This window comes from Pseudomonas sp. RG1, from assembly GCF_025910115.1.
GTDB classification, from domain to species: Bacteria; Pseudomonadota; Gammaproteobacteria; order Pseudomonadales; family Pseudomonadaceae; genus Aquipseudomonas; species Aquipseudomonas atacamensis.
The window spans coordinates 320,102-345,953 of the sequence record NZ_JAPCIK010000019.1 but is presented as its reverse complement, the minus strand read 5'-3'; the positions used below and the strand labels follow the sequence as shown (position 1 = coordinate 345,953).

Here is a 25,852-nt window from a genome sequence, read left to right as displayed (position 1 = left end):
GGAGCGACACGCACATGGCAGCACTGCAGAACAGCACAGTTGAAGCAATCAGGAACAACCAGGCTCAACTGCTGAGCGAATGGACCAAACGCCTCGAAGCCAGCGGCGCCACGCGCAATCTCAAAGAACACGACCTCGCGCAGCAAACCCGCGACTTCCTCAGCCTGCTGCTGGCCGGTCTGGAAAACGGCAACGGCAGCAAGATTGCCGCCGCAGGCTGGGAAGACACCCGTCAGTTCCTTGAAAAGCTGTCGCAGAGCCGCGCCCTGCTCGGCCAGGATTCCCAGCAAACCGCCAATTTCATCTTTGCCCTGAAGGGCCCGTTGTTCGCCCTGCTGCAAAACCATTATCAGGACCAGCCGGCACTGCTCGCCGAGCAACTGCTGGAAGTTTCCGAACTGCTTGATACGGTCGGCATGCACACTATCGGCACCTTCCAGAAATCCCGTGAAGCGGTGATCAAGCGTCAGCAGGAAGAGCTGCTGGAACTGTCGACGCCGGTGGTCAAGCTGTGGGATGGCGTTCTCGCCCTGCCAATGATTGGCACACTCGATTCGCAACGCACCCAGGTAGTCATGGAATCGCTGCTGCAACGCATCGTCGACACCGGTTCCGAGATCGCCATCATCGACATCACCGGCGTGCCGACCGTCGACACCCTGGTCGCCCAGCACCTGCTGAAAACCGTAACCGCGATTCGCCTGATGGGCGCTGATTGCATCATCAGTGGCGTGCGTCCGCAGATCGCCCAAACCATCGTTCACCTGGGTCTGGATCTGCAAGGCGTTGTGACCAAGGCCAACCTGGCCGACGCCTTGAAACTGGCCCTGACTCGCCTGGGCATCAGCCTCGGCAAAGCGGTCTGAGCCGATGGAACGTATTCCGATTCTTCAAATGGGCGATTTGCTGCTGGTGACCATTCAGGTCGACATGCACGACCAGCTCGCCATGACCCTGCAGGACGATCTGTCCGAGCGCATCAGCCGGACCTCGGCCCGTGGCGTGCTGATCGACATCTCGGCGCTGGACATGGTCGACTCGTTCATCGGACGCATGATCGGCACCATCTCGGGGTTGTCGAAAATCATGGACGCCGAAACCGTGCTGGTCGGCATGCAGCCGGCCGTGGCGATCACGCTCGTTGAGCTGGGCATGACCTTGCCGGGCGTCAGCACCGCCCTCAACGTCGAACGCGGAATGAAACTGCTGCAGGATCGAGTACGCCTGCAATGACCGTACGCAGCAGTGGTACTCAACCCATCCTGATCGAACAGGACGTGGTACTGGCCCGCCAGACCACGCGCAAGCTCGCCACCGAATGCGGCATGCGCCTGATCGACCTGACCAAACTGGTCACCGCCGTCAGCGAGCTGGCGCGTAACACCATGGTCTATGGCGGCGGCGGCGACATGGATTGGCAGATCCTCGAGGAAAACGGCCGGGTCGGTTTGCGCATCACGTTCCGCGACGAAGGCCCGGGCATCCCCGATATCAAACTGGCGATGACCGACGGCTGGACTTCCGGCAGCGGACTAGGCCTCGGCCTGACCGGCGCCAAACGACTGGTCAACGAATTCGAACTCGACACTGAGCCCGGCAAAGGCACGCGCATTACGATCACACGATGGACATGAATATCACCGGGTCGTTGACCCAGGTTCTGCCGATCGAGGACAGCAGCCAGATCGGCCACGCCCGACGCACCGCGCAGAAACTCGCCGAGCAGCATGGCTTCGACGAAAACGATGCCGGCCGCGTGGCACTGGTCGCGACGGAACTGGCAAGCAACGTGCTCAAGCATGCCCAGCGCGGCGAGTTTCATCTGCGTGTGCTGACTCGTCCGGATAACGGTTTCGGCATCGAAATGCAGACCGTGGATCGGGCCCAGGGCTTTGACCTGGATGCCTGTCTGGCGGATGGCTTTTCCACTGGCGGTACGCAGGGCATCGGTCTCGGCGCGGTATCGCGGCAGACTGATGTGTTTGATGTTTACGCCGATCACCGTGGCGCGGTGTTGCTGGCGCGGATTTTTCCGCGCAGCGACCGTCAAGCGGATATCCGCTTCGGCGTCAGCCAGCATTCGCTGCATGCCGATCCAGCCTGCGGCGATGTCTGGCATCTGGCATATGAAGGCTCGCGGATCAGCGCGCTGGTGGTCGATGGCCTCGGCCATGGCGAGGACGCCGAACGTGCCGGCCTGGCCGGGGCCCAGGCATTCGCCCGGGCACCGTTTGCCGATCCAGTGGTATTGATGGAAGACCTGCATCAGGAAATGCTCGGCACTCGCGGCGGCGCAGTCGCTTTCGCGCAGTTCGACAGCCAGCGCGATGGTCTGACCTTCGCCGGTGTCGGCAACATTGGCGCCAGTCTGCTCGAGGCTGGCAAATCCCGTGGCCTGGCCTCGCATCCCGGTATCGTTGGCGGCCAGTACCGTAAAGCCAAACCCTTTGACTATGCTCACGTGAACGGACATTTATTGATCATGTACAGCGACGGCTTACAGTCCCGTTGGAATCTCAAAGACTACCCCGGCCTGGTGCATCGCCATCCGTCCGTGATAGCCAGCGTCCTGCACCGCGACTTCTGTCGTGGTCGCGATGACGTGACGGTACTGGTCGTTGCTCTGGAGGCCGCCCATGGCTGAATCGACTACCTTGAGCCATGCCGAACAGGCGGCGCTCATCGCTCAGTTGCAGCGCGAAACCATTGCCCTGCGCGAAGAGCTCGATGAAACCAACCAGGGCGTGCTGGCGCTGTACGCCGAGCTCGACACTCAGGCTGAAGAACTGCGTCAGGCATCGGATCTCAAGAGCCGCTTCCTGTCATACATGAGCCACGAATTTCGTACGCCATTGGGCTCGATCCTGAGCATCAACAGTCTGCTCGCTGACGAACTGGACGGCCCGCTCAGCCCTGAACAGCACAAGCAGGTAGCCTTCGTCAGCACCGCTGCCCGCGAGCTCAGCGACATGGTTGATGACCTGCTCGATCTGGCGAAGATCGAAGCCGGGCGAATCAGCATCTCGCCGGCCTGGTTCGACATGTTCGACCTGTTTTCGGCCCTGCGCGGGATGTTCCGGCCAATCGTCGATGCTTCGGCGGTGGATCTGATCTTCGAAGAGCCGCTGGGCCTGCCGCGCCTGTATACCGATGACAAGAAGCTCGGGCAGATCCTGCGCAACTTCATTTCCAACTCGCTGAAATTCACCACCCGTGGCGAAGTGCGCGTGTCGGCGCGACTGGAAGGTGAAGACAAGGTGCGCTTTGCCGTCAGCGACACCGGCATCGGCATCGCGGCCGAGCTGCATGACACGCTGTTCGAAGACTTCTCCCAAGTCGATTCGCCATTGCAGAAACGTCTGCGCGGCACCGGTCTGGGTCTGTCACTGTGCAAGCGTTTCGCCGCCCTGCTCGGCGGTGAAGTCGGGGTAGACAGTACGCCGGGCGTGGGCTCGACGTTCTTTGTCATCATCCCGCTGGCAATCGCTCTGGAGAACGTCGATGAATCGTGACATCCGCCTGTTGATCGTCGATGACAACGTCGCCACCCGTTACGCCCTGCGTCGGCGCCTGGAGCGCCACGGCTACACAGTGCTCGAAGCCGGCACCGGCAGCGACGGCCTGGCCCTGATCGAGAGCGAAGCCCTCGATGCGTTGATCCTCGACGTCAACCTGCCGGACATGAGCGGTTTCGACATCGTCCGCCTGTTGCGCGCCGACCCGCGCACTGCGCTGCTGCCGGTGATTCATGTGTCAGCGGCGTCGATCCAGACCGGCGACATCATCACCGGCCTCAACGCGGGCGCCGATGCCTATCTGATTCACCCGGTCGACCCCGATGTGCTGCTGGCAACGCTGCGTACCCTGCTGCGGGTGCGCGATACGGAAAATGCTCTGCGCGAAAGCGAGGCGCGTTTCCGCGAGATCTTCGCCAACGTCTCGGCGCCGATCGCCGTGCTCGATGCCAATCTGAAAGTGCATGAGTGCAATCACGCATTCGCCCAATTGATCGTCGATAACCGCGATCCGCAGGCGCTGCGTGAATGCTTTGCCGAAGATCAATGCTCGATCCTCGATGAACTGCGTCTGCGTCTGGTCGACGGCGAGCGCTGGAAAGGCACGCTGAACATGCGCGTGCAGGGCGAGATTCGCGAGACGCAATGGCAGATTTCGCCGTATCGCACGCCAGAGCTGAGCCTGGTGTTCGTCGAGGACGTCACCGAACACCGCCACCGCGAGCGCTCGCATCTGGCGCGGCTGGATGACACCACCACGCAGCTGGCCAAGGAAGTCGCCGAGCGCGTGCACGCCGAAGCGCAATTGTTGCAAGTGCAGAAAATGGATGCGCTGGGCAAGCTCACCGGCGGTATCGCCCACGACTTCAACAACCTGCTCACCGGGATCATTACCAGTCTGGAACTGATCCAGAAACGCGTGGCCGATGAGCGTCTGGACAAGGTGCAGTTCTACACCGAAGCAGCGCTGAACTCAGCGATGAGCGCGGCCTCGCTGACCCATCGTCTGCTGGCATTTGCCCGTCAGCAGCCACTGGATACGCGCCCGGTGGACATCAACGAGCATGTCCGCTCGCTGGAAGAATTGCTGGTGCGCACCATCGGCGAGCGCATCACCCTCAAGCTGGAACTGACCAACAAACCGGCGATTGCGCTGGTCGACCCGGTGCAGCTGGAAAGCGCCGTGCTCAACCTGGTGATCAACGCCCGCGATGCCCTGCCCTCCGGCGGCAATATCTGGGTCAATACTTACGCCGCTTATTCCCACGGCGATCCGAATCTGGCCGATGGCGCGTACGTGGCATTGTCGGTACGCGACGACGGCACCGGCATCGAACACAACGTGATCGACAAGGTGTTCGAGCCGTTCTTCACTACCAAGCCGCTGGGCCAGGGCACCGGGCTCGGTCTGTCGACGATTTACGGCTTTGCCCGCCAATCCGGCGGTGACGCGCACATTCGCAGCGTTGCCCGCCGTGGCACCGAAGTGACGATCATGCTGCCCGGCACCAACGACCCGACCGGGGCCGACGCGCCTGTGCCCGTGCCTGATGCCAAAGGCAGTGGTGAGCATGTGCTGATCGTCGAGGACATGGCCACGGTGCGCTTGTTCGTTACCGAAGTGCTGGAAGACGCCGGCTATCGCTGCACGCAAGCGGCGGATATCGAATCGGCGCTGGAGCGCTTGCAGAACGACCCGTCCATCGACCTGCTGCTGACCGACGTCGGCTTGCCGCGCATGAGCGGCCGTGAACTGGCGGATGTTGCCCGTGGGTGGCACGAAGGGCTGCCGATCCTGTTCATGACCGGCTACGCCGAAACCGCCCTCAACCGCCAGGTCTTCCTCGGCACCGGCATGGACATGCTGGTCAAACCGTTCCAGATCAGCGAACTGCTCGACAAGGTCCGCCGCACGCTGGATGGCGCCTGAACTGACACACATCCCCGTGTAGGAGCGAGCCTGCGCGCGAAGGCGTCCGTTCAGTCAGCTCATCTGCGAATGACATTCCGCTTTCGCGAGCAGGCTCGCTCCCACAGAGGGCCTGCTGCGTTACCACTTTATTGGGTACAGCCTACAAAACTGTGGGAGCGAGCCTGCTCGCGAAGGCGTCCGTCCAGTCAGTTCATCTGCGACTGACATTCCGCTTTCGCGAGCAGGCTCGCTCCCACAGGGGGTCTGCTGCGTTACCACTTTATTGGGCACAGCCTGCAAAACTGTGGGAGCGAGCTTGCTCGCGAAGGCGTCCGTCCAGTCAATTCATCTGCGACTGACATTCCGCTTTCGCGAGCAGGCTCGCTCCCACAGGGATTCGTGTGTAACGACCTTTCTGGGTACACCATTCAAAAATGTGGGAGCGAGCCTGCTCGCGAAGGCGTCTGGCGGGGCGCCGCCATCATCGGCTTAATGCCCGAGCCAGGAACGGCGCAGTCTTGCTCTTCTTGCTCGCCGCGACTTTCTGCGGTGTGCCGGCGGCGACGATCCTGCCGCCCTGATCGCCGGCCCCGGGGCCGATGTCGATCACCCAGTCGCTCTGCGCGACGACGCGCATTTCGTGTTCGACCACAATCACCGTGTGCCCCGCCGTCACCAGCGTATCCAGCTGCTCGAGCAATCGATCGACATCTCGCGGATGCAATCCAGTAGTCGGTTCATCCAACACATACAAGGCCGCGCCACGCTGGCTGCGCTGCAATTCGGTTGCCAGTTTGATCCGCTGCGCCTCACCGCCGGAGAGCTCCGTGGCCGGTTGTCCCAGGCGCAGATAACCCAGGCCGATATCGCGCAGCACTTCCAGCGAACGACGAATCCCTGCCTGCTCGGCAAACACGGACACCGCCTCATCGACAGTCAGTTGCAGCACCTGAGCGATGCTCAAGCCTTGCCAGAGAATCGCCAGGGTCTGCGGGTTATAGCGCGCGCCATGACAGGTCGGGCACGGCGCATACACACTGGGCATGAACAGCAATTCAACACTGACAAAACCTTCGCCCTCACACGTATCGCAACGGCCCTTGGCGACGTTGAAAGAAAACTGCCCGGCGTCATAGCCCGCCGCTTGCGCTTCGGGAGTCGCGGCGAACAGCTTGCGCACGTTGTCGAACAGCCCGGTGTAGGTCGCCAGATTGGAGCGCGGCGTGCGTCCGATGGGTTTCTGATCAACCTGCACCAGGCGTTTGATCGACTCCAGGCCGGCGCTGATCTGCCCGGTGCTGGGCGGCGGCGTGTCATCTTCCAGGCTCGGTTCTTCTGACTCGGCCTCGGCCACTGGACGGCCCAACTGCGCGCCGACCAGTTCCAGCAAGGCCTGACTGACCAGACTCGATTTGCCAGAACCCGATACGCCGGTCACCGAGGTGAAACAGCCCAAGGGGAATTCGGCGCAGAGATTATTCAGGTTGTTGCGGGTGACGCCGTCGAGCTTCAGCCAGCCGCTCGGCTTGCGTGCGGCGCGCTTAGGGCGCTGGTTTTCCGCGAACAGATAGGCGCGGGTCTGCGAATCTGCAATATCAGCAAGTCCCGCAGGCGGACCGCTGTACAGCACGCGCCCGCCCTTTTCGCCCGCCGCCGGACCGACGTCAATCAGCCAGTCGGCCCGGCGCATGGTTTCGACATCGTGTTCGACCACAAACAGCGTGTTGCCGTCGGCCTTCAAGCGCTGCAACGCCTCGAACAGCGCCTCGCCATCCGCCGGATGCAGACCGGCAGACGGTTCGTCCAGCACATAAATCACCCCGAACAGCTGCGAACCCAATTGCGTGGCCAGGCGCAAACGCTGCAACTCGCCAGACGACAGCGTCGGTGTACTGCGTTCCAGCGCCAGATACCCCAGGCCGAGATCGGTCAGGGTGCTGACCCGCTCCAGCAAATCCTCAGCGATGCGCTGCGCCGCCAAGCGTTTCTCCAGCGACAGATTCGGCGTGTGGCGCACGTCCGGTGCGCTGGCATGACCACTCGCGCCATGGGCGACACGCTGCTGACGCGCCTCGCGGGTTTGCGCATGGCTGAGGATATCGCCGCTCTCCTCGGCCTGTTCCAGATAATTCGCCGCTGCCACCGGTCTCAGCACTTCGGCCACTTGCAGCAACGGCATCTGCGACAGCTCACCAATGTCGTAGCCGGCAAAGGTCACCGAAAGAGCCTCGCGCTTGAGCCGTTTGCCCTCGCACAACGGGCAGGGACTGCCGCGCATGAACTGTGAAACACGCTTCTTCATCAGCGCACTTTGCGAGTGAGTGAAGGTGTGCAGGATGTAGCGCCGCGCGCCGGTGAAGGTGCCCTGATAACTCGGTTCCATTTTGCGTTTGAGCGCGACGCGGGTTTCTTCCGGGGTCAGCCCGGCGTACACCGGCACCGTCGGCGTCTCTTCAGTGAAGAGAATCCAGTCGCGCTGCTTTTTCGGCAGTTTCTTCCACGGAATGTCGACATCGATGCCCATGGTCACCAGGATGTCGCGCAAGTTCTGCCCTTGCCAGGCCAAGGGCCAAGACGCCACGGCGCGCTGGCGGATGGTCAGGTTCGGGTCCGGCACCATCAGCGCTTCGGTCACTTCATAGACGCGACCAAGTCCATGACACTCCGCACAGGCGCCCTGCGGCGTGTTCGGTGAAAAGTCTTCGGCATACAACATCGGCTGCCCCGGCGGGTAACTGCCGGCGCGGGAATAGAGCATGCGGATCAGGCTCGACAACGTCGTCACGCTGCCCACCGACGAACGCGCGCTCGGCGTGCCGCGCTGCTGTTGCAAAGCGACGGCGGGCGGCAGTCCTTCGATGGAATCGACATCCGGCACGCCGACCTGATCGATCAGCCGCCGCGCGTACGGCGCCACCGATTCGAAATAACGCCGCTGGGCCTCCGCGTACAGCGTGGAAAACGCCAGCGACGACTTGCCCGAACCGGAGACGCCGGTGAACACCACCAGCGCATCGCGTGGAATATCGACATCAACGTTCTTCAGGTTATGTTCGCGGGCGCCGCGCACACGAACCATGCCGGCGGGTGCTTTGGAATTGCGCTTGGAAATCATCGGCCTGCCTTGATTGAAAAACTGGGCAGCGCTCGGCATCAGGTGCCGAGCACCTCGCAAATCATCTGCAGTAACGCTTGCGGGCTGTAGGGTTTGCCGAGCAGATGCGTATCGGGGCTGAGCTGGTGGTCGCGGGAAATGATGTCGCGGGTATGCCCGGAAGTGAACAGCACCGGCACTGGCGGCGTCTGCACCTTGGCCCAAGCAGCGAGATCGGAGCTCTTGATCAGGCCGGGCATGACCACGTCGGTAAAGATCAGATCGATCTCGATGCCTTCCAGCAACATCTGCATGGCCACGTCGCCATTGCACGCGGTCATCACCCGATAGCCTTCCTCGCGCAGCAACTCCACCGCCGAAGCGCGCACCGCGTCATTGTCTTCCACCACCAGAATGGTTTCGTGGCCGCCGCTCTTGCGTTCGCCAACACTGGCGGTCTCTTCGCGAACCGGGCGCAGACTGCGCGGGAAATACAACTGCACCCGCGTGCCTTCGCCGAGCTTGCTGTCGATCTCGACGTGACCGCCACTCTGTTTGACGAAGCCGAAGACCATGCTCAAACCGAGCCCGGTGCCCTGGCCGTCGGCCTTGGTGGTGAAGAACGGTTCGAAGACCTGTTCCAGCATCTGTGGAGCAATGCCCACGCCGGTGTCGGTGACCGCCACGCGCACATACTCACCGGCCGCTATGCCCTTGCCGGCGCAGTATTCGCTGTCCAGGCAGACATTGGCGGCACTGAGGCCGATGACGCCCTCGCCTTTCATCGCGTCGCGGGCGTTGATGGCCAGATTGAGAATCGCGTTTTCCAGTTGATTGCGGTCGACGTTGATATGCCACGGCTGCGGCGGCAGTTGCACGTCGATCTGAATGGTTTCGCCCAAGGCGCGTTGCAGCAACTCGCCAACGCCTTCGAAAATCTGTTCTGGGTTGCACACGGCCGGTGACAGCGGTTGCCGGCGGGCAAATGCGAGCAATTGCGAAGACAGTTTGGCCCCGCGCTCGACCGCCGCCAGCGAAGCCCCGACCCGGCGCTGCACGTTGGCATTGTTGGGCTCATGCCGAGCGAGCAGATGCAGGTTGCCGGCGATGACTTGCAGCAGATTGTTGAAGTCATGGGCAACGCCACCGGTCAGGCCGCCGATGGCTTCGAGTTTCTGCGACTGGCGAAGTTGTTCTTCAGCCGCCAGCCGCGCATTCACCTCGGCGGCCACGCGCTGTTCGAGGTTGCGGGTGAATTTGAGCAGCGACTCTTCAGCATTCTTGCGCTCATGAATATCGATCAGCACGCCGGGGAAGCGAAACGGCCTTCCGTCTTCATCGAACTCGCAGGCACCACTGGCCAACACCCACAGATACTGGCCGTCGGCCCGCTGCACGCGGTATTCAGCGTTGTACGGCTCGCCAGTGCGCACACAATGGGCGACCCGCTCCTGGACCCATGGGTGGTCGTCGGGATGAATGCGCGATTCGGCGATCTCTTGTTGCAGATCGCTCAAGTCCTGATCCGGCGGATAGGAAAAGGTGCGGGCGAAACGTTCGTCAGCGGAGAAGCGATTGTTCTTGATGTCCCAGACAAACGAGCCAAGCAGTGCGCCGGCATTTAGCGCCAGACGCACGCGCTCGTTGTCGGCGCGATAGGCATCTTCGGCCGCCTGACGCAGGCGCTCGGAATGCACCAGTTCGGTGGTTTCGACCACCATCGCCATGACGCCGCCGGGCACGCCTTCGTCGTTGGCCACCGGGCTGTAATACAAATCCATCCAGACGTCTTCGGGCACGCCGTCGCGCAGCAATACCAGCTCTTTGTTGCGATAGGACAAGGTGCCACCGGCCAGGCAGGTGTCAACGACGTGGCGGTTGAATTCGGCGACTTCCGGCCAGCCCAGCTCAACCGGGACGCCAAGCAGATAGGGGTGGCGGCCGCCGGCGAATTCGGAATAAGCGTCGTTGTAGATCATGTAGCCGGCGTGGCCCCACAGCATCACCATGGGCAACGGCGAAGCCAGCATCAGTTGCACGGTGTTGCACAGGCTGGCCGGCCATTCGGCGAGCGCGCCAAGTTCGGTGTGGCTCCAGTCGAACGCACGGATGCGCTCGGCCATTTCGCCTTTCCAGCCTTCACAGCCGTGGCTTTCGGATAAAAACTGCATCGCCTGACTCAGTGTCCTTTTTTGCGGTTTTCCGATCTATCGCAACGCTACAACGACGCGACGCCCGTGTGTTTCGAGGCTGTGAAAACGCATTGGTTTCATCGCAGGTATAGCCGATTTGCGACGCAGAGCCATTCAGACGCCAATCAAGTGCTTGAGTGGGTGATAGCCGGTTTTCATTTTCGCCGCGGCGTCGAGGATCGCCTTCTCGATTCCGTTGAGGTGCGTACAGGTCAGTTCGATCGCGGCGCTCTGATCGCCGGCTTCGATGTACTCAAGCAAACGCAGGTGTTCATCGTCGCGGCAGGCTTGATGACTGTCATCATCGAGCGCGGCGGCATACAGCGAGGCCCGCGAGATCAGCTTCTGGAACCAGTCGAGCAGGACCGGATTGTTCAGGCTGCGCGCCAGTTTGAGGTGGAACTCGCCGAGCAGATGGATCAGTCGTTCATGGTCGCCGGCAGCATGCGCGGCATCTTCCAGTAACAAGTGCTCACGCAGATCCTGCATGGCAACGCTGTCTTTGCGCCGGCACAGTTCGGTGACGATGCCGATCTCGATCAGCCGCCGGGTTTCGAACAACGAACGCAGCTCTGCGTCACTGGGCAGCGACACCGAAGCGCCTTTGTTGGGCTCGGTGGTGACCAAGCCATCGGCTTCCAACTGCTTGAGCGCAGCACGCACCGAGGTGCGGCTGACATTGAACAGCTCGGCCAGCGAGGCCTCACCCAGCTTCATGCCCGGGCGCAACGAACGCTTGCTGATCGCCGCATAAACCCCTTGGTAGACGCGATCGACCGTGGTTTCCAGCTTTTTTTCGCTCATTCGAACACTCCTTTGGCGTCGGGCAATTCATCCTGGCAGTGGCTGGCCATGGAGTTGATCGGGTTCCCGTACCAGTGTGAAGCGCAGAATATCTGCCTTCGGCCCAAAGGTGCAGCCTTTTGATTTATCTCGATTTTGAATAAACAGCCAAAACCTGTGGGAGCGAGCCTGCTCGCGAAGGCGGCGGTACATTCAACATCGTCATCGCCTGACACTGCGCTTTCGCGAGCGAGCTCGCTTCCACACTGATACGGGGCAGATCGACCATCTTCATCGCAACCAAAAATCCCTGTGGGAGCGAGCCTGCTCGCGAAGGCGGCGGCACAGTCAACATTGTCATTGCCTGACAGTCCGCTTTCGCGAGCAAGCTCGCTCCCACACTGATACGGGGCAGATCGACCATCTTCATCGCAACCAAAATCCCTGTGGGAGCGAGCTTGCTCGCGAAGGCGGCGGCACATTCAACATCGTCATTGCCTGACACTGCGCTTTCGCGAGCAGGCTCGCTGCCACACTGCTACATGGCAAATCGACCATCGCCAGAGCAACCAAAGTCCCTGTGGGAGCGAGCCTGCTCGCGAAGGCGGCGGCACAGTCAACATCGTCATCGCCTGACAGTCCGCTTTCGCGAGCGAGCTCGCTCCCACACTGATCCGGGGCCGATCAACCATCTTCATCGCAACCAAAACCCCTGTGGGAGCGAGCTTGCTCGCGAAGGCGTCGGCACGTTCGACATCGTCATCGCCTGACACTGCGATTTCGCGAGCAAGCTCGCTTCCACACTGATACGGGGCAGATCGACCATCTCCAGAGCAACCAAAGTCTCTGTGGGAGCGAGCCTGCTCGCGAAGGCGGCGGCACAGTCAACATCGTCATCGCCTGACAGTCCGCTTTCGCGACAGGCTCTTTCCCACAAGGGTCAGTGAAAATCGCGGCTCTGCACGTGAATGCCGTTGAGCAGCGGGCTCAGGTCGCTCATGCGCCCGGCGATCAGGTGGCGCACATCGCCTTCGCGTTCCCAGCGGCCGTCGACCTTGAGCAATTGCGACCCCACCAGCACTTGGCGCTGACGCTCGGCCAGGTCACGCCAGACCACCACGTTGACGTTGCCGAACTCGTCTTCCAGGGTCACGAACGTCACCCCGCTGGCCGTACCGGGTCGCTGTCGGCCGGTGACCAGCCCGGCCACGCTGACCGGCCGGCCATGTTCGATATCCATCAATTCGCGCGAGCTGCGGCAGCGCCGGGCCTGCAACTCGCCACGCAACAATGCCAACGGGTGCGGCCCCAGCGTCGTCCCCACCGTGGCGTAATCAGCATGCAAGTCTTCGCCAACGCTGGGTTTGGGCAGGACGATTTTGACTTCTTCCTCGTTGGGCAGGCCGGCGAACAGGCCGAGTTGTTTCTGCACCCCGGCCACTTCCCAACGCGCACGATGACGATGCCCGGCCAGACCGCGCAAGGCGCCGGAGTCTGCCAGCAAGGCCTGCGCACGACTGTCGAGGGCGGCGCGCTCACCCAGGTCAGCGACATCGGCAAAGGCTCCGTGGCGGCGCGCGGCTTCGATGCGCCGGGCATCTTCTTCGCGAAACCCCTTGATCATGCGCAGGCCCATGCGAATCGCCGGTTGCCCGGCACTCAGCGGCTCAAGGCTGCAATCCCAGTCACTGGCGCGCACGTCCACCGGACGGATCTGCAATTGGTGCCGCCGCGCGTCCTGCAGAATCTGGTCCGGGCTGTAAAAGCCCATCGGCCAACTGTTGATCAATGCGCAGGCAAACGCCGCCGGCTCGTGACACTTGAGCCAGCAACTGGCGTAGGTCAGCAAGGCGAAACTGGCGGCGTGGGATTCGGGGAAGCCGTAACTGCCGAAGCCCTTGATCTGCTCGAAGATCTGCGCAGCGAATTCGGGTGTGTAGCCGTTCTTTTTCATGCCGGCGGCGAGGCGTTCCTTGTGCGGCTCCAGTCCGCCATGGCGCTTCCACGCCGCCATCGAGCGGCGCAACTGATCGGCCTCGCCGGGGCTATAGTCGGCAGCGACGATGGCGATCTGCATGACCTGTTCCTGGAACAACGGCACGCCCAGGGTTCTTTTGAGTACGACTTCGAGCGCCGGCGATGGATAGGTTTCCGCCTCTTCGTTATTACGTCGGCGCAGATACGGATGAACCATGCCGCCCTGAATCGGCCCGGGCCGGACAATCGCCACTTCAATCACCAGATCGTAGAAGGTCTTTGGCTTCAGGCGCGGCAACATCGACATCTGCGCCCGCGACTCGATCTGGAACACGCCGACGGTATCGGCGCGGCTGATCATTTCGTAGGTCGGTTTGTCTTCGGCGGGGATCGTCGCGAGCGTCAGGTTCAGATCACGATGCCGGCGCAGCAGGTCGAAGCAGCGGCGAATCGCGCTGAGCATGCCCAAGGCGAGGATATCCACCTTGAGCAGGCCGACCGCATCGAGGTCGTCCTTGTCCCACTGAATGATGGTGCGGTCGGCCATTGCCGCGTTTTCGACCGGCACCAGGGTGTCCAGCGGCTGCTCGGAGATCACAAAACCGCCGGGATGCTGCGACAGATGCCGGGGGAAGCCGATCAGTTGCCCGGTCAGGCTCAGCACCCGGCGCAGCACCGGACTATCCGGGTCGAAGCCGCCTTCACGCAAACGTTCCAGCGGCGGCGTCTCATCGCTCCAGCGCCCGCAGCAGTCGGCCAGCGCGTTGATCTGATCCGGCGGCAGGCCGAGGGCCTTGGCCACATCGCGCACGGCACCGGTGGCGTGATAGGTGCTGACCACCGCCGTCAGCGCCGCACGTCGCCGGCCGTAACGGTTGAACACGTATTGCAGGACTTCTTCGCGGCGCTCGTGCTCGAAATCGACATCGATGTCCGGCGGTTCGTTGCGCTCCTTGGACATGAAGCGTTCGAACAATAGCGTGGTGCGCTCCGGATCGATCTCGGTGATGCCCAAGGCAAAACACACTGCCGAGTTGGCTGCCGAACCACGGCCCTGACAGAGGATTTTCTGTGTGCGGGCAAAGCGCACCACGTCGTGCACGGTGAGGAAATAGCTTTCGTAGCCGAGCTCGGCGATCAATTGCAACTCGTCATCGATCTGCTTGAGCACCTTGGCCTGAGGCCCTTGCGGCCAGCGCCAGGCAATGCCCTCCTCGGTCAGATGGCGCAACCAGGAACTGGCACTGTGGCCCTCGGGCACCAGCTCTTTCGGGTACTGATAGCGCAGCTCGCTCAGATCGAAGGTGCAGCGTCTGGCCAGTTTTAGCGACGCTTCGAGCAAGTCCGGCGGATACAGGGCGCGCAGCTCATCGAGGCAACGCAAATGCCGCTCGCCATTGGGGTGCAGGCGCAGACCCGCTTCGGCCACGGGGACGTGATGACGGATCGCGGTCATGGTGTCCTGCAAGGCACGGCGCCCCCGGGCGTGCATGTGCACATCGCCGCTGGCCACGGCTGGAATCTGCAACTCAGCCGCCAGAGCCAACAATGCCGATAGTCGCTGCTGATCGTTCTGCCCGCGATGCAGTTGCACCGTGAGCCACAGGCGGTCGCCGAAGATTTGTTTCAGCCAGCGCCCTTCTTCCCGGTCATCCACTGAATCCGGCACCCACAACACCAGCAAACCCGGCAGCGCTTCGGCGAAGTCTTCCCGCTGCACCTGATACTGGCCTTTCTGCGTACGCCGCCGAGCCTGGGTGATCAAGCCGCACAAGGCCTGATAACCGGCAAGGTTTTCCACCAGCAGCACCAGTTTCGGGCCGTTGTCGATGCGTATCTCGCTGCCGATGATCAACGGCAACTCAACGGACTTCGCCGCTTGCCACGCACGAACGATGCCGGCCAGGGTACATTCGTCGGTGATCGCCAGCGCCTGATAGCCGTGCTTTTTCGCCCGCTGAAACAGTTCCAGCGCGCTCGAGGCTCCGCGCTGGAAACTGAAGTTCGACAGGCAATGCAGTTCGGCGTAATCGGCACTCATGCGAACCAGCCTTGCAGCCACAGCGGACCGCCCTCACCCACCGCCCGCCAGGCCCAGCCCTGCTGACCGGCGCGGTTCTGGATCAGGTAGTAATCACGCCGCACGTCGCCACCGTCCCACCAACCGGATTCGATGCGCTCCGGCCCCATGAGAATCCGCGCCGAACCTTCCGGCACGCTTTGCGGTTCGTTGAGCAGCCAGCCCGGACGCTGCACGCTGGGCAACCCCGTGCAAGGCTGCTTGTCGACGGCGCTCTGCCACGCGCACTCAGGGCGATGATCGGCCTGAAAGCGCAGCCCCTGCACCGCGTCATCACCCAGCCGTGCGCGCAGGCGTTCGCGCAATTGCTCCCAGGGCAAGGTCTGCTGCGGGCGGTCGTCGAACAGCTCCTGATACTGCGGAACGAAACTCGGCAGGTCTTCGGCGCGCAAGCGAAAACCACGCACCGGTGCTTCGACCTGGACTTGCTCCAGCCGGCCACGGGCCAGTTCAAACAGCATTGCCGCGTCACGTTCGGCACTGAGCAGGCCGACCTTGATCACTGTGTCCGGCAGCCCGGCGTGTTCCAGAAGCAAATCGAAACGCTGCACGCCACTGTCGCGCCCACAGAGGAACGCCGACAAATCGCCGGTCAAGCGCCGTAACGGGAACAGCAAGGCTTGATGGGATTGCACGTCGAAATTCAGTTCGATGCGGATATCGAAACGGTCGGGCGGCAGATAGAACGCCAGCGCCAGAGGGCGTGCGCCGAACAGCGTATCCAAGTGCTTGAGCATCTGCGCTTCGAAACGCCGGGCCAGTGCCTGGCGTGGCAGGCTTTGCACCTGACTGAGATTGCGCAGGCCCATGCGCGACAACGCCGTGGCTACATTCGGCTCCAGCCCGACGCGGTCGACCGGCAATTGCCCGAGATGATGCTGCAAAGCCTCACCGTCCGGCACCACCAAGCCATCGTAGGCATTGGCCAGCACTCGCGCAGCCACCGGGTTCGGCGCGGCGACGATGCGATGACGAAAGCCCAGGTCTTTCAACTCCTGGCGCAGGCGAGCTTCAAATTGCGGCCAGGTACCGAACAGTCCCAGGCTGGATTCGATCTCGAACACCACGGTACGCGGATAATGCACGCTTACCTGCGCGCTGAAGCGATAGGCCCACGCGGCGAGAAACTGCTGCCAGTGCTCGACCTCGGCCACCTCGTAATCGGCGGTGGCAAAGCCTTTGCTCATGGCTTGCGCGGCGGTCATCGACATGCCAGGACGCAGGCCCAGTTTGCGTGCCGCCGGATTAACCGCTTGCAGCACCCGCCGCTGGGCCGGGCCGCTGAGCAGGACCAGCGGCTCTTCAGGGTCGGGCCGCTGACGCAGCACGGCGTCGAGGGCCAATTGCGGAAACAGGATACATACCCAGCGCATGACGATCAGTGCCCCACGGCAAAGGCAATCGGCGTAGCACGCGCCAGCCCGCCACGGCATTTGAGTACGCGTAGCTGCGCCGGTTTGGCATCGATGGCTATGCGTAACGCTGCCGGTGACGGGTTGACCGCCTCGCTCAACGGGCGCCAGGCAAAGGCCAGGGTCTGGCCGGTTTCCGCCGCTACCTGCAAACGCCGCAAGGCTCGGTCATCGGCCTTGTTCGGCCAGCACAGCACCGCGCCGCAACTGCCCGAGCGCAGGCATTGCTCCGCCGCCCACAAGGCATCGCGCTCGCTGGCCTGAATCACCGACAACTGGCGCAGATCGACTCCGGCATTGGCCCAGGCCTGCGGGTACGGCACGAACGGCGGCGCCACCAGCACGATGCGCTCACCGGCCGCGGACAATCGCGCCAGGGTTGGCCAGACCAGCTGCAGCTCGCCGACACCGGGGCCGGCGAGAAGGATTTCACTCAGCGCCGCTTCCGGCCAGCCGCCGCTGGGCAGAGCTGCGTCCAGTCCCGCATGCCCGGTCGGCTGCGGACTCGCCGCCGGTGGCGCAGGCCGGCCGCGCCAGACCTGGCCGCCATTGAACAGCGTATCCAACGCAACGACGGCGCCCATCAGCCTTGCCTCACCAGACCACAGAACACGCCTTCGATGGCCAGATCCTGATCGTTACGCACAACGATGGGCTGATAGGCCGGGTTGCGCGGCAGCAGGCGCACTTCATCCCCGACCCGTTCGAAGCGTTTGATGGTGACTTCACCGTCCAGACGCGCAACGACGATCTGGCCGTTCAGCGCCTCGGGATTGCGCCGCACACCGACCAGATCGCCATCGAGAATGCCGTCTTCGATCATCGAGTCGCCCTGCACCCGCAGCATGTAATCCGGGGTACGGGAGAACAGCGCCGGGTCGAGCAGCAAACGGTTATGGATATCGGCATCGGCGCCAATCGGTGCGCCGGCGGCAACACGACCAAGTACGGGGATCTCCAGCAGCTCCGGACGCGGTGGCTGACCGAGCAGGCGAATGCCCCGGGCCTGATGCGGATTGACCTCGATGAAACCGGCTTCGGTGAGCGCCAGCACATGCTTGCGCGCCACGCTGCGCGAGGCAAAACCAAAAGCCTCGCTGATTTCAGCGAGGCTTGGGGGCTGACCGTGCTCGGCGATGCGATCGCGGATAAAGATCAGAATGGCGGTACGGCGGGGAGTGAGGTTCGTCATGGAGTACATTTGTACTCCTGTGGGAAATGCCTGACAAGAACCGCCAGTCGGCGCAAGCCGACGCAGGCAGCTGCCGAAGGCTGCGATCTGATCGTTCCCACGCTCCGCGTGGGAATGCCTCAAGGGACGCTCCGCGTCCAGTGACGCGGAGCGTCACGGGCTGCATTCCCACGCGGAGCGTGGGAACGATCATCGGATAAGGTCAGGAACCCAGTTGCGCCAGGTACGCCCACGGGTAAATCCCGCGTTGATGGCCATCGCTGAACACCAGTTGCACGCCATAACCCTGTGGATTGACCTCGATCAGGCGCACGCGATCATCAACCAGCGGCGTGACGCCACGCAGGCGAAATGCGCGGCATTGCGAGCACGGGCATTGCCGGCGCAGATCGGCATGCTTGAGCAACGATTCGCGCCCGTCCGGCCAGCTCAGGCGCAACGTGCGCGCACTCTGCGAGTTGCCCACCGCCAGCGGATTCATTGCAATTGACTCAGAGCGATGCGCACGGCTTTGCGCACTTCCGGGTCGCCGTCGTCCTGCGCCGCCTGTAACGCGGCAACAGCGCCGCGATCGTTCAATTCACCGAGGGCCAGCGCGGCTTCCTTGCGCAGATTGCTGATACGGTGGCCGAGGGTGTCGATCAGCGCGTCCAGCGCCGGGACGAAGCGCAAGCGGCCGAGGCTTCGGGTGGCGCGCAGGCGCACTTGCCAGTAATCATCGCTCAGCGCTTCGACCAAGGCCGGGCCGGCGTCGCTGTGGCCAACCTTGCCCAGCGTGGTCGCAGCTTCTTCGCGCACTTGCCAGGCAGGGTCGCGCAAAGCCTGGCGCAACGCTGGCAATACTTCGGCGCCACTGGCCAGACCCAGCGCACCGGTCGCGGCGCGACGCACTTCGGTGTCCGGGTCGTCGCTGGCCAGTTGCGCCAGAGCTGGCAGCGCGTCGAGCTGTTTGAGCCAGCCGAGCACACCGACCGCTTCGCGCCGAACATTGGCATCGGTGTCCTCCAACGCGGCGACGGCAGCCGGCGCGGCCTCGGCAAAGCGCAATTCGCGTAACGCCCGAAAGGCGGCGATGCGCACACTGACATCGGCATGTGCGGTCCACGGCAGAATGACCCGCCCCGCCGCTGCAGTCTTGAGCAGGCTCAGGCTTTGCGCCGCCGCCGATTGCACGGCGGGCGCCGGATCCGTCAGCGCTTCGCACAAGGCTTGCACGACCGCTTCATCCTCCCACGCTTCGAGCAATCGTGCGGCTTCAGCGCGAACGTCCTCGGCGGGATCCTGCCGGAGTCGATCAACCAGCCAGAGCAAACCATCCGGTTCCTCCAGATCGGCCAGATCAATCAGGGCAATGCGCCGCACGCCCGGGTCTTCCGCCGTCAGGCGCGGTTGCAGGGCGAGGATGTCTTCGTTGTCGGTCACAGCAAAAATAGAGGTCATAGGGCGAATCGCGGCAAAGGGTTTTCAGGAGGCAGGCCGAGCGGATTGAGGCGCGGCAGCGGTCGGTCGTTGTCGTGGCGCAGCAGGTCGAGGCAATGGCGTTTCAGGCGAGCGAACTCGGGGCTGGTCACCAGTTCATTGGTACGCGGGCGTGGAAAGTCCAGAGGCAAGTCTTCGATGATTCGCCCTGGTCGCGCGCTCATTACCAGCAAGCGATCGGCTAGAAACAGCGCCTCGTCGATGTCATGGGTGACGAAAACCACGGTGGTGCGGATGCGCGTCCAGATGTCCAGCAGCAGTTCCTGCATGTTCAAGCGGGTCAGCGCATCCAGCGCGCCGAACGGCTCGTCCATCAGCAACAGGCGCGGGCGATTGACCAGCACCCGGGCAATCTCCACCCGCTGCTGCATGCCTCCGGAGAGTTGATCCGGCCAGCGCTCGGCGAAGCCTTCGAGGCCGACCAGTTTGAGGATTTCATCAGCCGCGCGATGCCGCTCAGCCTTGGCGACGCCGCGCATCTTCAGGCCGAAGGCGACGTTGTCGCGCACCGTGCGCCACGGGAACAGCGTGTGGTGCTGAAACACCATGCCACGCTGCGGCGACGGGCCGGTCACAGCGCTGCCGTCGACTTTCAAGCTGCCGGTACTGGCATTCAAGTGTCCGGCCAGGGCGCCAAGCAAGGTCGACTTGCCGCAACCGGACGGGCCGAGAATGCACACGAACTGGCCGGGTTCGATCTGGCAATCGAGGCCCTGCACCGCTTCGAAGGCTTCGCGGCCCTGGCCGAGGACGATGGACAACTGGCGAATGTCGATCCGCCCTTCCGGGGTTTGCATGACGCTCATCAGGCTTTGCCTCGCGGTCGATGCCAAGGCGTGAACAAGCCGCCCAGACGTTTGATCAGCCAACTGCTGCCCATGCCCAACACGCCGATCAGGAGCATGCCGACAACAATGTCGGCGTAGTTCTGAATGGTGTAGGACTCCCAGGTGTAGTAACCGATACCGAACTGCCCGGAGATCATTTCCGCCGTCACCAGGCAGAACCACGAAGTGCCCATGCCGATCGCCAGGCCGGTAATGATGCTCGGCGCAGCGCCCGGCAGGATTACTTCCAGCAGAATCGCCCGGCGCCCTGCCCCGAGGCTTTTTGCCGAGGCGATCAGGCGTGGATCGACGCCTTCGACGCCGTGCACGGTGTTAAGCAGGATCGGGAACAGCGCGCCGGTGAAGGTGATAAAGACCATCGACAATTCCGAGGATGGAAACATCAGGATCGCCAGCGGAATCCACGCCACGGCGGGGATCGGGCGCAGGACTTCCAGTGGTGGCAACAGCAAATCCTCAGCCCATTTCGACCGGCCGATGGCCAGGCCCAGGGCGATGCCGATGATCAACGCCGCCACGTAACCGGCGAAGACGCGGCCGAGGCTGCTGCTCAGGTGCTGCCAGAGTTTGCCCGAGTCGCCCAGGCCCAGCGCGGCTTCGATCACCGCCAGTGGCGTCGGCACGTTGGCAAAGGTGACCAGGCCGAGGTTCCAGTGGTGGCTGGCGGCGAGTTGCCAGAAGAGCAGGCAGAGCAGCAGTGAGGCGGCTCTTGATGTCCAGCGCAACGGTGTTTTCATAGTCCGGTTTCCAGTTCGGGTTCTGTGTGATGGCCGAGATTTACCCCCTCACCCCAGCCCTCTCCCCCAGGGGGGGCGAGGGGGAAAGGGAGCCGATTTGCGTGCTTTTCACGACCTGAGTTCGACTCGGTACTTCACGTCGGCGTATCTCTCAACGACAACTCGGTCAGTCCCCTCTCCCTCCGGGAGAGGGTTAGGGTGAGGGGCTTTTGATCTTCAGCGCGCAGCAACAACCTGCGCAGTGGCATCGCTGAAGTCGAACACCTTGCCACCTTGCCCCGCAGCGTATTGCTGGGCCTGGCCCTTGAGCAGAAATGCGCTGAGGCGGCCCTTGGCGTCGCTGGCAAACCACGCCTGTTCAGCGAGCAACTTGATCCCGCTGTCACTGGCCTGCGCATACACCGCACGAATGTTCTTGCCCTCCTGCTTCAACGCCGCCAGCGCGGTGAACGCCGCTTCAGCCGAGCCGTAACGGCGGACTTTTTCCTCGCCACGCACCCAGATTTCCGCGACATGGCTGACGTCGGTGATGGCTTTGCCCGTCGCAGCATCTACACCCGGCAACGGCGTCTGCGCGTAGTTGGCCAGTTGCGCGGTGTAATCGAGGTTCGCAGCCTTGAACGCGGCGCGGATGTACTGGTCGTCGATGAAGCTGTTCAGGTCGAGCCCGCGATCAGCTTTCTTCAGCAGCTTCAGGGTATCGATGGCGGTACCGACGGCCTGGCGATATTCAGGCTTCCAGCTCAGGTCGCGGGTCTGTACGCCGAGCGGGCCATGGAACAGGTAGTTGACCTCGGCATCGACGCCGGTGACCTTGGCGATCAGTTCGCTGTACTTCTCCGGTTCGGCGGCGAGCAGTTGGTTGGCTTCGATGCTCGCACGCAGGTAAGCGACAACGATTTCCGGGTACTTCCTGGCGTAGGCCTGATCCACCAGTGCGCCATGGAAAGTCGGCGCGTTGGCCTGGGCGCCGTCATAGATCTTGCGGGCGAAACCACGGCTCGGGAACAGTTCGGCGAAGGGCACGAAATCGGCGTGGGCGTCGATCTTGCCGGCCTGCAATGCCGAGCCAGCGACTTCCGGTGGCTGGGCGATGATGTTGACATCCTTGAGCGGGTCCCAGCCCTGCTCTGCCACGGCGCGCAGCAACATGCCGTGAGCCGTCGAGGCGAACGGCACCGAAATGGTCTTGCCCTTGAGTTCGCTCAGGCTTTGCACCGACGAAGCGCTCGGCACGACGATGCCGTTGCCGCTGCCCTTGATGCTGCCCGACAGCACGCTGATGAACAGGCTGTGCTTGCCCGCCGTTTCGAACGCCACACCATTGAACGCACCGGGGAAATCGGCCATGGCGCCAAAGTCGAGCTTGCCGGCGACCATCTCGTTGGTCAGCGGTGCGCCACTGGTGAAGTTTTTCCATTGCACGTCGTACTTCGCATCTTTGTAGGCGCCATCGTGGGGCAGGTATTTTTCCAGCAGCCCCAGTTCCCTGATCAACAGGCCACCGGCGGCGCAGTTGATGGTGGTGTCCTGGGTGCCGATGGCGATGCGGATGGTTTCGGCCGAGGCCGACAAGGTGAATGAAGCCAGTACCAGACCGGCGAGTGCTGCACGCAACATGAGTGTTTCCCCTCGAATCATTTGTTTGAAGTTCGTCTCCGCCGCGATCGGGGCGCGGTGGGAAACGAGGGGTGTTTTGCATTCAGCGTCCGGGGTTCACCGGATGGCTATTGGATAATCACAATTGCAACGTGGGAGCGAGCCTGCTCGCGAAGGCGGCGGGTCAGTCACCATCATTGTTGAATGAACGATTGCTTTCGCGAGCAGGCTCGCTCCCACAGTGGATTTGGGATCAACGCAACAAATAGGGGATGTCGACCTTCACCGCCCCCGTCGGGCAATCCTTCTCGCACGGCATGCAGTACCAGCATTCATCGAACGCCATGTAGGCCTTTTGCGTGGCCGGGTTGATCGCCAGCAGGTCCATCGGGCAGACGTCGACGCACACCGTGCAGCCCTTTTCGGCGATGCATTTGTCCTCGTCGACGGTGACCGGCGCGTTGGAGCGGAAGAAGATTTCCTGAGCTTGATAAGCCATGGTTCGGACTCTCTTTTCAGTGATGCATCAAGCGGCGAAGGCGCCGACCCGCAGGCGGTCGTAAGCCTGCATTTCCTCAGCATCGAGCGGGATGATGTAAGGCTCGACGGCTTTCTTGAAACTGGTCATGCGCCCGTCCTCGCCCTTCTTCAGATGGCAGTGACAGAACCAATCGGCGTCGTTGCGTTGCGGGTGATCGACGCGATAGTGGTACAGGCCCCAGCGGCTTTCGGCGCGGAACAACGAAGCGCGGGCGGCCATTTCGGCACAGTCGCGGATTACGCTGGTTTCCATCGCTCGCATCAGTTCGTGAGCGTTGTTGGCTTTCATCTGCTCGAGATCGCGCTCGATGTCACTGAAGCGCTGCAGGCCGATCTGCATTTTTTTGGTTACTTTCGGCGGTTGCAGGTAATCGTTGACGAAGCGCCGCAGTTTGTACTCGACCTGCGCCGGCGGCAGACCGTGTTCGCGATCGAGCGGCGCGTAGACCCGGGCTTTTTCCTTGGCGATCTGCTCGCTGTCCAGTGCGGAAAACTCGCGGCCGGCAACAAAGTCCGCGGCGTTGTGCCCGGCGAACCAGCCGTAAGTGAACGCGCCGAGCATGTAATTGTGCGGCACCGCAGCCATGTCGCCGGCCGAGTACAAGCCCTTGACTGAAGTCTCGGCACGCTCGTTGACCCACACGCCGGACGCCGAGTGGCCGCTGCAAAAGCCGATTTCCGAAATGTGCATTTCGACCATCTGCGTGCGGTAGTCGGTGCCACGGTTGGCGTGGAACTGGCCACGGCTCGGGCGCTCGTTGCTGTGCAGGATTTCCTCGATGTTCTGGATGGTTTCCTCGGCCAGGTGATCGAGTTTGAGGAACACCGGGCCGTTGCCGCTTTCCAGTTCCTGGTGAAATTCCCACATCATCTGCCCGCTCCAGTAGTCGCACTCGATGAAGCGTTCACCCTTGTTGTTGGCGGTGTAGCCACCCAGCGGGCCGGTGACGTAGGCGCAGGCCGGGCCGTTGTAATCCTTGATCAGCGGGTTGATCTGAAAGCACTCAAGATTCGCCAGTTCGGCGCCGGCGTGATAGGCCATCGCGTAGCCGTCACCGGCATTGGTCGGGTTTTCGTAAGTGCCCATCAGGTAGCCCGACGACGGCAGGCCGAGGCGCCCGGCCGCGCCGCAGGCGAGAATCACCGCTTTGGCCTTGATCACATGGAAGTCGGCGGTGCGGCATTCGAAGCCCATTACACCGTTGACCGCGCCCTCCTCGTCGGTCAGCAACCGCGTGCAGACCAGGCGATTGGTGATGCTCACCCGCGCACGTTTCAACTGCCGATACAGAACTTTCTTGATGTCGTGCCCTTCCGGCATCGGCAGCACATAGGCGCCCATGTGGTGGACCTTTTTCACCGCGTAGTCACCGGTTTCGTCTTTCTCGAACTTCACGCCCCAGCGGTCGAGTTGTTCGATGGTTTCAAAACTGTGCGTCGCATAGGCGTAGACCGCCGCCTGATTGACGATGCCGTCGTTGGCGATGGTGATTTCCTTGGTGTACTGCTCCGGTGTCGAGTGGCCGGGAATGATCGCGTTGTTCAGGCCGTCCATGCCCATGCTGATCGCGCCGCTGCGCTTGACGTTGGCCTTGTCGACCAGCAACACGCGCAAATCGCGGTTCTTCTCCTTGGCCTTGATCGCTGCCATCGGCCCGGCCGTACCGCCGCCAATCACGACGATGTCGTATTCCTGTTCTAGAACGTTGCGGGTCATGCCTGCTCCCCTTTTTGCCGGTCGATCCGCAAGCGGTACTGGAACGCATCGCCACGGTAATAAAGGTGTTCGAAGTCCAGCGGCTGGCCCTGGGCGTCATGGGTCAGGCGCTCGATGCGCATGATCGGCGAGCCCGCTTCGACGTTGAGTGCCTGGGTCAGGTCGCTGTCAGCCAGCACTGCGTCGATGGCCAGATCGGCGTGGCCAAGGGCGATGCCGCAGTCGTTTTCCAGAATCAGAAAGATGTCGCGAGTGACCAGGTCGGCCTTCTCCAGCCGTTCGCCGACCGCTTTGGGCAGGTAGGTAATTTCCAGCGAGATCGGCTCGCGATTGATCAGCCGTACGCGTTTGATCTGCGCGACGATCTCACCTTCGGCCACCTGCAGACGCTCGGCGACACGCTTGTCGGCCGGAATGAATTTGAAACTGCGCAGTCGGTTGATCACTTCATAACCGCGCCCGGTCATCGACTCGGCGAGGCCTTGCAGGCTGCTGACGTTCTGAAAGGTTTTCGGTTTGGAGACGAAGGTGCCCTTGCCATGGATCTTGAAGATCAGGCCTTCCTTTTGCAGATCACCGAGTGCCTGGCGCACGGTGATGCGGCTGACTTTGAACAGCGCGCCCAGTTCGCTTTCGGAAGGCATCTGGCTGTCTTGCGGGTATTCACCGTCGAGAATCCGCGCACGCAGGACGTCGCGCAGTTGGGTGTGCAGCGGAACGCTACTGAGGGAGAGAACGTTATCGGTCATCGTCGGATCACTTGTTATAACGAGTT

General features: G+C 62.4%; 22 protein-coding genes and 1 pseudogene. 7 read left to right on the top strand and 16 right to left on the bottom strand.

What is annotated here, in order from left to right; translation table 11 throughout:
• Nucleotides 1–14: 14 nt before the first annotated feature.
• The 7 genes and pseudogenes from OK411_RS13030 to OK411_RS27125 all read left to right on the top strand — a co-directional run bounded on the left by OK411_RS13030 (nucleotide 15) and on the right by OK411_RS27125 (nucleotide 5,445).
• Nucleotides 15–866: an STAS domain-containing protein gene (locus OK411_RS13030; protein WP_071172063.1), complete on the top strand. Its 852-nt coding sequence runs from the start codon at nucleotides 15–17 to the stop codon at nucleotides 864–866.
• A gap of 4 nt (nucleotides 867–870) precedes the next feature.
• Nucleotides 871–1,233 carry an STAS domain-containing protein gene (locus OK411_RS13025; protein ID WP_016774466.1) on the top strand — a complete coding sequence of 121 codons (363 nt, stop codon included), beginning with the start codon at nucleotides 871–873 and terminating at the stop codon, nucleotides 1,231–1,233.
• Nucleotides 1,230–1,634, top strand: coding sequence for an anti-sigma regulatory factor (locus OK411_RS13020; RefSeq protein WP_016774465.1), 405 nt, complete (start codon nucleotides 1,230–1,232; stop codon nucleotides 1,632–1,634). Before OK411_RS13025 ends, OK411_RS13020 begins: the two co-directional genes overlap by 4 nt.
• On the top strand, nucleotides 1,631–2,644 hold the full coding sequence (locus tag OK411_RS13015; RefSeq protein ID WP_264365075.1) for an ATP-binding protein: 1,014 nt from the start codon (nucleotides 1,631–1,633) through the stop codon (nucleotides 2,642–2,644). Before OK411_RS13020 ends, OK411_RS13015 begins: the two co-directional genes overlap by 4 nt.
• Nucleotides 2,637–3,512, top strand: coding sequence for a sensor histidine kinase (locus OK411_RS13010; RefSeq protein ID WP_264365051.1), 876 nt, complete (start codon nucleotides 2,637–2,639; stop codon nucleotides 3,510–3,512). Before OK411_RS13015 ends, OK411_RS13010 begins: the two co-directional genes overlap by 8 nt.
• Nucleotides 3,502–4,533, top strand: a pseudogene (locus OK411_RS27130) (response regulator); the annotation flags it as partial. The gene OK411_RS13010 and the pseudogene OK411_RS27130, both read left to right, overlap by 11 nt.
• 165 nt (nucleotides 4,534–4,698) lie before the next feature.
• Nucleotides 4,699–5,445: a response regulator gene (locus OK411_RS27125; RefSeq protein ID WP_409037442.1), complete on the top strand. Its 747-nt coding sequence runs from the start codon at nucleotides 4,699–4,701 to the stop codon at nucleotides 5,443–5,445.
• A 463-nt stretch (nucleotides 5,446–5,908) separates the two neighbouring features.
• On the opposite strand, the gene OK411_RS13000 is transcribed toward OK411_RS27125, so the two are convergent.
• From OK411_RS13000 to OK411_RS12915, 16 genes are all read right to left on the bottom strand, one after another.
• Nucleotides 5,909–8,542, bottom strand: coding sequence for an excinuclease ABC subunit UvrA (locus OK411_RS13000; protein ID WP_264365074.1), 2,634 nt, complete (start codon nucleotides 8,540–8,542; stop codon nucleotides 5,909–5,911).
• Between the two features lie 38 nt (nucleotides 8,543–8,580).
• Nucleotides 8,581–10,692: a PAS domain-containing hybrid sensor histidine kinase/response regulator gene (locus OK411_RS12995; protein WP_136493518.1), complete on the bottom strand. Its 2,112-nt coding sequence runs from the start codon at nucleotides 10,690–10,692 to the stop codon at nucleotides 8,581–8,583.
• 135 nt (nucleotides 10,693–10,827) lie between these two features.
• Nucleotides 10,828–11,517 carry a GntR family transcriptional regulator gene (locus OK411_RS12990; RefSeq protein WP_136493519.1) on the bottom strand — a complete coding sequence of 230 codons (690 nt, stop codon included), beginning with the start codon at nucleotides 11,515–11,517 and terminating at the stop codon, nucleotides 10,828–10,830.
• A gap of 124 nt (nucleotides 11,518–11,641) precedes the next feature.
• Nucleotides 11,642–12,001: a hypothetical protein gene (locus tag OK411_RS12985; RefSeq protein ID WP_264365050.1), complete on the bottom strand. Its 360-nt coding sequence runs from the start codon at nucleotides 11,999–12,001 to the stop codon at nucleotides 11,642–11,644.
• Nucleotides 12,002–12,436: 435 nt separating this feature from the next.
• Nucleotides 12,437–15,514 (bottom strand): error-prone DNA polymerase, encoded by a 3,078-nt coding sequence (locus tag OK411_RS12970; RefSeq protein WP_264365049.1) that lies wholly within the window; start codon nucleotides 15,512–15,514, stop codon nucleotides 12,437–12,439.
• On the bottom strand, nucleotides 15,511–16,926 hold the full coding sequence (locus OK411_RS12965) for a Y-family DNA polymerase (RefSeq protein ID WP_122610544.1): 1,416 nt from the start codon (nucleotides 16,924–16,926) through the stop codon (nucleotides 15,511–15,513). The genes OK411_RS12970 and OK411_RS12965 overlap by 4 nt, the downstream gene beginning before the upstream one ends.
• Nucleotides 16,927–16,931: 5 nt before the next feature.
• The gene (gene imuA, locus OK411_RS12960) at nucleotides 16,932–17,549 is read right to left on the bottom strand and encodes a translesion DNA synthesis-associated protein ImuA (protein ID WP_024012713.1); all 618 of its coding nucleotides are present in this window, start codon (nucleotides 17,547–17,549) and stop codon (nucleotides 16,932–16,934) included.
• Nucleotides 17,549–18,166: a transcriptional repressor LexA gene (gene lexA, locus OK411_RS12955; protein WP_264365048.1), complete on the bottom strand. Its 618-nt coding sequence runs from the start codon at nucleotides 18,164–18,166 to the stop codon at nucleotides 17,549–17,551. The genes imuA and lexA overlap by 1 nt, the downstream gene beginning before the upstream one ends.
• 193 nt (nucleotides 18,167–18,359) lie before the next feature.
• The gene (locus OK411_RS12950) at nucleotides 18,360–18,638 is read right to left on the bottom strand and encodes a DUF971 domain-containing protein (protein WP_264365047.1); all 279 of its coding nucleotides are present in this window, start codon (nucleotides 18,636–18,638) and stop codon (nucleotides 18,360–18,362) included.
• Complete coding sequence (locus OK411_RS12945; RefSeq protein WP_264365046.1) at nucleotides 18,635–19,597, bottom strand: HEAT repeat domain-containing protein; 963 nt, start codon at nucleotides 19,595–19,597, stop codon at nucleotides 18,635–18,637. The genes OK411_RS12950 and OK411_RS12945 overlap by 4 nt, the downstream gene beginning before the upstream one ends.
• On the bottom strand, nucleotides 19,594–20,442 hold the full coding sequence (locus tag OK411_RS12940; protein ID WP_264365045.1) for an ABC transporter ATP-binding protein: 849 nt from the start codon (nucleotides 20,440–20,442) through the stop codon (nucleotides 19,594–19,596). The genes OK411_RS12945 and OK411_RS12940 overlap by 4 nt, the downstream gene beginning before the upstream one ends.
• Nucleotides 20,442–21,221, bottom strand: coding sequence for an ABC transporter permease (locus OK411_RS12935; RefSeq protein ID WP_110599314.1), 780 nt, complete (start codon nucleotides 21,219–21,221; stop codon nucleotides 20,442–20,444). Before OK411_RS12935 ends, OK411_RS12940 begins: the two co-directional genes overlap by 1 nt.
• 216 nt (nucleotides 21,222–21,437) lie before the next feature.
• Nucleotides 21,438–22,862 (bottom strand): ABC transporter substrate-binding protein, encoded by a 1,425-nt coding sequence (locus tag OK411_RS12930; RefSeq protein ID WP_264365044.1) that lies wholly within the window; start codon nucleotides 22,860–22,862, stop codon nucleotides 21,438–21,440.
• A gap of 211 nt (nucleotides 22,863–23,073) precedes the next feature.
• Complete coding sequence (locus OK411_RS12925) at nucleotides 23,074–23,319, bottom strand: ferredoxin family protein (protein WP_003225615.1); 246 nt, start codon at nucleotides 23,317–23,319, stop codon at nucleotides 23,074–23,076.
• Between the two features lie 27 nt (nucleotides 23,320–23,346).
• Nucleotides 23,347–25,077, bottom strand: coding sequence for a fumarate reductase/succinate dehydrogenase flavoprotein subunit (locus OK411_RS12920; RefSeq protein ID WP_264365043.1), 1,731 nt, complete (start codon nucleotides 25,075–25,077; stop codon nucleotides 23,347–23,349).
• Nucleotides 25,074–25,826 (bottom strand): GntR family transcriptional regulator, encoded by a 753-nt coding sequence (locus OK411_RS12915; protein WP_217879849.1) that lies wholly within the window; start codon nucleotides 25,824–25,826, stop codon nucleotides 25,074–25,076. The genes OK411_RS12920 and OK411_RS12915 overlap by 4 nt, the downstream gene beginning before the upstream one ends.
• Between the last annotated feature and the right edge of the window lie 26 nt (nucleotides 25,827–25,852).

Bases quoted from the DNA above. Each gene is read 5' to 3' on its own strand.
- OK411_RS12990 (WP_136493519.1), bottom strand. From the start codon at position 11,517: ATGAGCGAAAAAAAGCTGGAAACCACGGTCGATCGCGTCTACCAAGGG.
- OK411_RS13015 (WP_264365075.1), top strand. From the start codon at position 1,631: ATGAATATCACCGGGTCGTTGACCCAGGTTCTGCCGATCGAGGACAGC.
- OK411_RS12935 (WP_110599314.1), bottom strand. From the start codon at position 21,221: ATGAAAACACCGTTGCGCTGGACATCAAGAGCCGCCTCACTGCTGCTC.
- OK411_RS12915 (WP_217879849.1), bottom strand. From the start codon at position 25,826: ATGACCGATAACGTTCTCTCCCTCAGTAGCGTTCCGCTGCACACCCAA.
- OK411_RS12965 (WP_122610544.1), bottom strand. From the start codon at position 16,926: ATGCGCTGGGTATGTATCCTGTTTCCGCAATTGGCCCTCGACGCCGTG.
- OK411_RS12920 (WP_264365043.1), bottom strand. From the start codon at position 25,077: ATGACCCGCAACGTTCTAGAACAGGAATACGACATCGTCGTGATTGGC.
- OK411_RS12995 (WP_136493518.1), bottom strand. From the start codon at position 10,692: ATGCAGTTTTTATCCGAAAGCCACGGCTGTGAAGGCTGGAAAGGCGAA.
- OK411_RS12930 (WP_264365044.1), bottom strand. From the start codon at position 22,862: ATGATTCGAGGGGAAACACTCATGTTGCGTGCAGCACTCGCCGGTCTG.
- OK411_RS12950 (WP_264365047.1), bottom strand. From the start codon at position 18,638: ATGAATCCGCTGGCGGTGGGCAACTCGCAGAGTGCGCGCACGTTGCGC.
- OK411_RS13025 (WP_016774466.1), top strand. From the start codon at position 871: ATGGAACGTATTCCGATTCTTCAAATGGGCGATTTGCTGCTGGTGACC.
- OK411_RS12940 (WP_264365045.1), bottom strand. From the start codon at position 20,442: ATGAGCGTCATGCAAACCCCGGAAGGGCGGATCGACATTCGCCAGTTG.
- OK411_RS13030 (WP_071172063.1), top strand. From the start codon at position 15: ATGGCAGCACTGCAGAACAGCACAGTTGAAGCAATCAGGAACAACCAG.
- imuA (WP_024012713.1), bottom strand. From the start codon at position 17,549: ATGGGCGCCGTCGTTGCGTTGGATACGCTGTTCAATGGCGGCCAGGTC.
- OK411_RS12945 (WP_264365046.1), bottom strand. From the start codon at position 19,597: ATGACCTCTATTTTTGCTGTGACCGACAACGAAGACATCCTCGCCCTG.
- lexA (WP_264365048.1), bottom strand. From the start codon at position 18,166: ATGTACTCCATGACGAACCTCACTCCCCGCCGTACCGCCATTCTGATC.
- OK411_RS13020 (WP_016774465.1), top strand. From the start codon at position 1,230: ATGACCGTACGCAGCAGTGGTACTCAACCCATCCTGATCGAACAGGAC.
- OK411_RS13000 (WP_264365074.1), bottom strand. From the start codon at position 8,542: ATGATTTCCAAGCGCAATTCCAAAGCACCCGCCGGCATGGTTCGTGTG.
- OK411_RS12925 (WP_003225615.1), bottom strand. From the start codon at position 23,319: ATGGCTTATCAAGCTCAGGAAATCTTCTTCCGCTCCAACGCGCCGGTC.
- OK411_RS12970 (WP_264365049.1), bottom strand. From the start codon at position 15,514: ATGAGTGCCGATTACGCCGAACTGCATTGCCTGTCGAACTTCAGTTTC.
- OK411_RS13010 (WP_264365051.1), top strand. From the start codon at position 2,637: ATGGCTGAATCGACTACCTTGAGCCATGCCGAACAGGCGGCGCTCATC.